The sequence below is a fragment of the Secundilactobacillus muriivasis genome (genome assembly GCF_054785195.1).
The window spans coordinates 1-8,242 of sequence record NZ_BAABMI010000091.1 but is presented as its reverse complement, the minus strand read 5'-3'; the positions used below and the strand labels follow the sequence as shown (position 1 = coordinate 8,242).

General features: G+C 46.5%; 5 protein-coding genes. All 5 read right to left on the bottom strand.

Translation table 11 applies throughout. From position 1 onward, the window contains the following. Nucleotides 1–130: 130 nt before the first annotated feature. Nucleotides 131–2,050, bottom strand: a complete 1,920-nt coding sequence (locus ACYVR3_RS15710; protein ID WP_461244966.1) for an acyltransferase family protein — start codon at nucleotides 2,048–2,050, stop codon at nucleotides 131–133. A 47-nt stretch (nucleotides 2,051–2,097) separates the two neighbouring features. Then, nucleotides 2,098–3,402 (bottom strand): GTPase ObgE, encoded by a 1,305-nt coding sequence (gene obgE, locus ACYVR3_RS15705; RefSeq protein ID WP_461244965.1) that lies wholly within the window; start codon nucleotides 3,400–3,402, stop codon nucleotides 2,098–2,100. A gap of 102 nt (nucleotides 3,403–3,504) precedes the next feature. Then, nucleotides 3,505–5,295 (bottom strand): excinuclease ABC subunit UvrC, encoded by a 1,791-nt coding sequence (uvrC, locus tag ACYVR3_RS15700; RefSeq protein ID WP_461244964.1) that lies wholly within the window; start codon nucleotides 5,293–5,295, stop codon nucleotides 3,505–3,507. Between the two features lie 173 nt (nucleotides 5,296–5,468). After that, nucleotides 5,469–6,215: an amino acid ABC transporter ATP-binding protein gene (locus ACYVR3_RS15695; RefSeq protein WP_054737453.1), complete on the bottom strand. Its 747-nt coding sequence runs from the start codon at nucleotides 6,213–6,215 to the stop codon at nucleotides 5,469–5,471. After that, on the bottom strand, nucleotides 6,205–7,689 hold the full coding sequence (locus ACYVR3_RS15690) for an ABC transporter substrate-binding protein/permease (protein WP_057151701.1): 1,485 nt from the start codon (nucleotides 7,687–7,689) through the stop codon (nucleotides 6,205–6,207). Before ACYVR3_RS15690 ends, ACYVR3_RS15695 begins: the two co-directional genes overlap by 11 nt. Between the last annotated feature and the right edge of the window lie 553 nt (nucleotides 7,690–8,242).

The window sequence follows — 8,242 nt, the reverse complement described above, 5'->3', positions numbered from 1 at the left end:
AACCTAGTCGCTGACCGGGATCGTCAGTTCACACAAATCACATTTCACAAACTCACATCAATGATGCTTACGCTGGATACAAACGACAGCAAAAACACCTCGCTAGAACGTCTAGTGAGGTGTTTTTAGACTATTGCGCTTTCGTCAAGTGCTTAGCCAGTAGCATCGTGTAGTACCGATTCCCAGTTGGGTTCGGGTGCACGTTATCTTTATAGAACCAATTTTGGTGTCCTTGACTGAGACCATGCCAGTCAACCACTTCAACGTTCGGGTAGCGCTTAGCCGCCCGTAGAATCGTTGCGTTGACTTGATGCTCCCAGTTTCGGGTTGGCACGTGAGTGTTGACCCAGAAAATTTTGCGCTTCGGGCCAATCATTCGAATGACGCTGTTGATCTGCGCATCCGTCATTGGGCTGTTCGTTCCCAAATTAATGACCACGTTATCGGCCAGAGCGCCCTTTGCTTGAAGTGCTTGGATCTGCTTTGGCGCTTGCCAAATTTGGCGACCAACAGACGCCGAAACATAGGTGTTCGGAAAGACGGACTGAAGGTCTTTTGACACGTCGACCATGACCGAATCGCCAATCGCTGTGATTGAGAGATTTCTCGCCGTTACCAGTTGTCGTTTCGTCAATCCATATTCTCGATGAACCGCAATTTCACGTTTAGTTAATTTAATTTTCGCTAACGCTTGTGCTTGTTTCTTTTGTTCCGCAGCTCGCTTTTCAGCAGCTTTCTGCTTCTTCAACGCCGCCGTATTACGTTTATCAGCCGCTTTTTGATTACGTTTGATATTCGTCTGAAGTGCCGTTTGCTTTGCTGATTGCCGAGATGGTGCGGTTGCAGCCCCAAATAAAGCGATGACCACAACGACCGCAGCCGGTAAAGCGACCCAACGTCGAAGCCCGTACACTGAATTTTTAGCGACTAATTCACGCAATAGTGTCGGTAGCTGACGATAGTTATACCGGCGCATTGGTCGTTCAAGGTACCGGTATGACAGGTCACTGACGATTAAGATCAAAGCCGCCTCAATCAATGCATTTAATACCGGATGCGCTGAAATGGTAACCTTGGCCTCGTAAAAAATCATAATTGGAAATTGATAAAGGTAAATCCCGTAACTGCGTTTCCCAATCCAGGTAAATAACCGGTTGGTCAACACCCGGTTCAAGATGCCTGCGGGATGGGCCACTGCTGCTACCAATAAAGCTGAAAACAGTGTAAAGACAAGCATGCCGCCACGATACGTAATCGTACTTTGACCAGATAGCGTCACAAATAACCACGCGATCACGGCGAGGCTAACAAAGCCCACCCCGTTGATCAAGTATCGTTCTCGTTGCGGTAATTTGACCTTCAGCTTCGTCGCAGGCCAAATAAAAGCCAATGCAACGCCTAACAAAATCGCAAACATCCGGGTATCAGTTCCGTAATAGACCCGGTTGGTGTTATCCGGACCCGCATACAGGATGCCCATCAAAATTGCCGAGATACCAGCCGTGGCCAAAACAATGTAAAAAATCGTTTTGCGTTGCCGAAATACCCACAAAAAGAGGACTAACAGTAACGGCCAAAAAAGATAAAACTGGCCTTCAATCGATAATGACCAAAGGTGGGTAAAAGGTGATTCACCGTTAAACCGATCAAAATACGACTGTCCGTGACCGATTTCCCACCAGTTATAAACATAAAGCAGGTTAGTGCCGATAATTGCCTTCAGATTAACAAACAATGATCGTTGAAACAGCGTAATGTACGCCGCAGTTGTCAGTACCATCGTGACCAGTGCCGGATAAAGTCGTTTCATTCGGCGCCCGTAAAACGCGGGTATGTCAATTCGACCATTTTGTTCGTACTCTTGTAATAAAAGATCCGTAATTAAATATCCCGAAACCACAAAGAATATTGGCACACCAAGATAACCACCCTGTAGGCTGTAAGGTAGTAAGTGGTAAACGATCACCCCAAAAACGGCGATGGTCCGAATGCCATCGAATCCAGAAATATAGCGGCTGTTTTTCAGTCGTTTACTTCCCTGCTGTTGCATCAATTCTCCCCCATTTCAACTTTTAAACTTGTTAAGCGAATCAGTTACTATTCAACAAATTCAAAGGTGAAATCTTCAATCTGAACTAAATCACCATTGCGAGCGCCACGATCACGCAGAACTTCATCGACACCCATGCCACGTAACTGACGGGCAAATCGAAGCGTACTTTCCTCATGATCAAAGTTCGTCATTAAGAAGAGGCGCTCTAGTTTAGCACCGCTTAAGACCCAAGTACCATCTTCGTCACGCGTCACATCAAAGTGGTCAGTTGGCTCAGTTGATTCTGGTTCAGGTAACATCTGCTCAAGGTCATCCACACCCTTAACTGGGAAGGCTGGCGTTTGATCAAGCACTTCAACCGTCTTTTCAATCAACGGCGTTAACCCATCGTGGGTCACACTCGAAATGGCCATCACAATTGGTGCGGTTGGCAATGTGTCATCCGCGGCCAGTTTTTGTTTCAAAATTTCTAAGTTTTCCTTTGAGTCGGGGAGATCCATCTTAGTAGCAACCACGATTTGAGGCCGCAACAAGAGGTCTGGATCATACTTTCTCAGTTCATCGTTGATCTTTTGGAAGTCTTCGTAAGGGTCGCGTTCTTCAAAGCCACTGACATCAATCAAGTGAAGGAGTACCCGAGTCCGTTCAATGTGGCGTAGGAATTCGATGCCCAGACCGATCCCACTAGCAGCACCCTCAATCAACCCTGGCAAATCGGCAACCGCAAAGTCGCGACCATCATTTAAGCGCACCATACCCAGGTTAGGTGACAACGTTGTAAAGTGGTAATCGCCAATTTTAGGTTTCGCACTCGTAATGGCAGCTAATAACGTTGACTTACCAACAGATGGGAACCCAACCAGCCCAACATCGGCCAATAGCTTAAGTTCCAACCGCACTCGCCGTTCTTCACCAGGTTCGCCATTTTCAGCGAGTTCCGGCGCCGGGTTTTTAGGCGTCGCAAAGTGGACGTTACCACGACCACCACGGCCACCGTTAGCGGCAACGATCTCGTCATCTGGTTCAACGAGGTCCGCAATCACCATGTTGGTTTCATCATCAATCAAAGTGGTCCCTTGAGGAACTAAAATGATGCGGTCTTCTGCGCCGCGACCAGTCATTCCTTTGATACCACCCTTTTGACCGGGCTCTGCCTTGAACTTCTGGTTATACCGAAAATCCATTAACGTCCGCAGTCCTTGGTTGACCCGAAAAATAACACTACCGCCGCGACCACCGTCACCGCCAGCAGGGCCACCATTGGGCTCATACTTTTCACGCCGGAAGGCAACCATTCCGTTTCCACCATTACCGGCCTTTACATTTATCGTTACGTGATCTACAAACATAATTTATCTCCATACTTCTTGAATTCGTTCAGTTGCTCTAACCTTGTCATTATCCAATGAAATGACCGAAATTACCACAGTTATTTCAGATTTCGTCAGATTCTAATTTGTTTCAGGCATCTTGGCCAACGTTAAGCGAATCGTATCGGCCACTGGTTTCGAAATGCCCAGTTTCTGTAACTCTTCTGTGGAAGCGGCCGCAATCTTCTTCATTGAGCCAAATTCTCGCAATAACTTGTTACGCGTTTTTGGCCCCACCCCCGCAATATCATCTAACCGCGAACTCAACGAATTCTTGGCGTGAACTTTGCGGTGGAACGTAATTGCGAACCGGTGCACTTCATCTTGGATGCGTTGCAAGAGGTAAAAGCCCTGTGACTTGGGATCTAGGTGAAGCGGCGTATCCCCGACTTCCGACAATAAATCAGCGGTCCGGTGCTTATCGTTTTTAACCATTGCCGCTACCGGAACATTAAGTCCTAGTTCATTTTCCAGAATGTCCTTGGCCGCTTCGAGTTGAATTGGACCACCATCCATTAGAATTAGGTCAGGCAACGGTGCGTGTTCCTTCAACAAGCGGGTGTAGCGCCGGCGAATCACTTCCTGGGTACTAGCCGTTTCGTCTGCGTGATCGACCGTCTTGAGTTTGTATTTTCGGTACAAATTTTTATTCGGTTGACCGTCCACGAAGACAACCATGGCGGAGACCAGGTCAGCGCCTTGGATGTGAGAGTGGTCAAAGGCCTCGATTTTATGGCCCGGCGCGATGCCCAATGCATCCGTAATCTCTTTCATCGCCCCAGTGGTTTTTTGTTCATCCAGTTCCAATAACCGGAACTTTTCTTCGAGGACGAGGCGCGCATTTTTTCCAGCCATTTCTAGTAACGCACGTTTTTCACCCCGCTGCGGCGTCCGCACCGGCACCGGTAGCATCTCCTCTAAAATATCTTTCGGTAAACTATCCGGAACTAAAATCTCCTTTGGCAGCACACTGTTCTTTCGGTTATAGAACTGAATAATAAAACTCGTCATTTCTTCCACGTCACTGTTCACGATTGGAAACAGTCGTTTTTCCCGCTTGATCAACCGCGCTTGGCGAATAAAGAACACCTGCACGGACAACCAACCCTTATCCAGATAAAAGTTGAAAATATCACGTGGGGTCCGGTCGGTTGAAATGATTTTCTGTTTTTCAACGGTCACTTCAATGTAGTGCATCTGGTCACGAATCTCAGCCGCCCGCTCAAATTCCAATTTTTCGGCTGCTTCGGTCATCTGTTGATTTAAATGACGCTTCACGGTCGCCACGTTCCCGTTCAAAAACGACTTAATGTGTTCAATTTGGCGCTTGTATGTCGCTTCCGGCACTTCTTTAAAGCATGCGCCTAGACATTGACCCATGTGATAATACAAACACGGCCGGTTTTGGAAACCGGTACACCGTCGTAACGGGTAAACCTTTTGCAGAAAATGCAGGGTCTCCTCCGCTGCATACACGTTTGGATAGGGACCAAAATAATAGGCGCCATCCTTTCTGACCGTGCTTACGATCAACATCTGAGGATCACGTTCGTTGGTAATTTTGATGTACGGGTACCCAGTACCCTGCTTTAGCTTGATATTGTAGTGGGGTTGATGCTTTTGAATCAGCGTAATTTCGAGTAAAAAGGCTTCCTTGTCCGTCGACGTCACAATGGTCTCAAAATCAGCAATTTCAGACACCAAACGAGCCGTTTTTCCCTCGTGACTACTCTTGAAATACGACCGCACCCGGTTCTTCAGATTTTTAGCCTTCCCGACATAGATAATCGTGCCGTTAATATTTTTCATCATGTAGATTCCCGGCATACCAGGCAACAACGCCAATTTATGCTCTAAATACTCTGATGCCACAGCGACCCCTCCTTCGTCATTCTCGACCTATCATTATAACCCGAATGCACGTTTGGGTAAAGGATAAGCACGCAGCACCATTCGGCACGGTAACCTAACCGCGCAATTCCCACCCCAAAAACAAAAAGCCCCCGCAGCCAACTTGGCCACACGAGCTTTAAGCCTGTTCCAATCTAATTTCCAATAATCTTACTAATAAAGTCCTGCGTCCGTTCATTTTGCGGATGGTTAAATAACTCATTCGGTTCATTCTTTTCCAGAATATACCCGTCAGCCATAAACCAAACCTGATCGGCCACTTCACGAGCGAAGCCCATTTCGTGGGTCACGACCACCATCGTCATGCCTTCTTCGGCCAGTTCCTTCATAACGGCCAGTACTTCACCGACCATTTCAGGATCCAACGCACTGGTTGGTTCGTCGAATAACAAGACTTCTGGATCCATCGCCAAGGCACGCGCAATGGCCACCCGTTGTTGTTGCCCACCGGACAGACTAGCTGGGTAAACGTCGGCCTTTTCACCTAAACCAACCCGCTTTAGTAGGTTCAAAGCCTTTTCGCCAGCTTCGGCATCCGACATGTGCTTCACGCGAATTGGTGCCAGTTTCAGGTTTTCCAACACGGTCATGTTTGGGAACAGGTTAAAGTTTTGGAACACCATTCCCATCCGTTCGCGCATGGTCGTCAATTCATCTTCGGTGAAGCTTTGCGTATCCTTACCTTCAAACATCACGTGCCCGGCTGTTGGTTGTTCCAACAGGTTTAAGCAACGCAAAAAGGTACTCTTACCGGAACCAGAAGGTCCAATCACACAGATCACTTGTCCGGGTTCAACAACGCCATCGATTTCCTTTAGCACTTCGTTGTCACCGTATTTTTTTTCGAGTTTGTTAACCTCGATCAATGCATTACTTGGCATGTTTCATCTTCCTCTCGTAGAAGTTTAAGATTCTGGTCAGAATAAAGGTAATGACGAAGTAAATCATCATGGCGACAAATACCGGCATAACGCCACGGTACGTATCCGCCCGCACAATGTTCAATTGGTAAATCAAGTCGGTAACCCCGATAATTGACACAATTGAACTTTCCTTGATCAGGGAAATAAATTCGTTCCCTAAGGCTGGCCAAATGTTCTTCAATGCTTGTGGTAAGACCACGTACCGCATGGTATCGGTCTTGGTTAACCCCAAACTAGCTGATGCTTCGGTTTGCCCCTTCGAAACGGAATTGATCCCACCACGAATAATTTCGGCAACGTAGGCCCCACTGTTTAAGGAGACCGCGATGATCCCGGAAAGTAACGCTGGTAAGTTGACAATGATCCCGATCCCGAAGTAAACAAACATCACTTGAACCATCAGTGGTGTCCCACGGACGAATTCAATGTAGGCAATCGCAATGGCGTGCAAAAACTTACTCTTGGCAAACCGCATCAAGGCCAGTAACGTCCCTAACGCAACCCCAAGTACAACGGAAACTGCGGAAATAATCAGCGTATATTCGATCCCTTTAGCGAAGTATTTCCAGTAATGTGGCATTGAGGTATCGTTAGTGTTGACCTTCATGTATTTACCAGCATCAGCCAAGTAGCCTTCGGTCAAGTTCTTAGACTTGATTTGGGCAATACTCTTGTTGACGGCCGTTTCCAAGGTTGTTGAGCCCTTCTTAAAGGCAATTGCGGCCCCAATTTCGTTTTTGTTTAAGTGATAACTTGATGGAATCATGGCCAAATCTGGATCGTTCTTCACGTAAGCTTCAGCAGATGGCTTTTCAATTCCTAACGCATCGATTTTATGGGTCTTCAAAGCCAGCACGAGGTCGGTGTTTTTGTCCATCCCTTTAACCGTGCTACCTTTGATCTTATTCTTAGCCAATTCGTACTGCAACGTCCCCGTTTGGGCACCAATTTTTTTGTTGGTGAGTTGCTTTTGACTTGTAAACTTCGCCTTATCCGTCTTGTTGATCAAGAATGCTTGACCACCACTATAGTAGATATCGGAGAAATCAACACTTTGACGCCGCTTTGCGGTTGGGTTGATCCCACCGATCGCCACGTCGGCTTTCCCAGTTTGGATAGCAACCAAAAGTGAGTCATACGACATACTCTTCCACTTCAGTTTAACACCAAGGTCCTTACAAATTTTTTCCATGACCTTGATATCCATCCCAACGATTCGTTCCTTACCCTTTGTATCGGCTAAGAACTCGTATGGTGGATAGTCGGGTGACGTGGCCACGACCAACGTCCCCTTATTTTTAATGTGTTGCAGTGTTTGATCCGCAGCGTACGCGGTTTGATGAGTTGTACTGGTACTCATGCTCATAAAGAATAATAGCGATAAACCAATCGTTATCAGTACTTGAAGAATCCTTTTCCCCTGGACTTTCATCTACGAAACTCCCTCTCTAAAAAATTTAATACCATTACCTTACACCATTTTCATTGTTTATGCAACTTATCATATAAATCGGCTTATTTTATACATAAAGTAGACCAATTTAGGCGTTTTATGCATTAAAATATACATTTACACATTCTTCATTAAAAAAACACTGGTCAACTCAATTAACCAATAAGAAAAACTGGTGAATACACGCCGAGGCTTTTTTACTATCGTTTGTGTCCAGCGTAAGCATTCTTCTGTTTAGTTTGTGAAGTTTGATTTGCGTGAACTATCGATTCCGGTCAGCAGCTAGGTTCCTGCTGTGGGGCCGGTCTGAGCCGAAGAGCGGTCTCAGTCCTCGAATTCAAGCCACGCCAAAACCCGTGCGAGTCTTGAATTCGTCCCCGATAATTGGTGGTTGTTGGAAGTTCGTCAACAACCACCAATTATCGCGACACAGCATCCACCTATCCGCTGACCGGAATCTGACATTGGCGCAGAACGATACTATCGTAGAGCATCTCAAAATGCGTTAAACGGCAACGTTATCTTATCAAAT

Coding starts and splice junctions, on each gene's coding strand:
- ACYVR3_RS15710 (WP_461244966.1), bottom strand. CDS start 2,050: ATGCAACAGCAGGGAAGTAAACGACTGAAAAACAGCCGCTATATTTCT.
- obgE (WP_461244965.1), bottom strand. CDS start 3,402: ATGTTTGTAGATCACGTAACGATAAATGTAAAGGCCGGTAATGGTGGA.
- ACYVR3_RS15695 (WP_054737453.1), bottom strand. CDS start 6,215: ATGCCAAGTAATGCATTGATCGAGGTTAACAAACTCGAAAAAAAATAC.
- ACYVR3_RS15690 (WP_057151701.1), bottom strand. CDS start 7,689: ATGAAAGTCCAGGGGAAAAGGATTCTTCAAGTACTGATAACGATTGGT.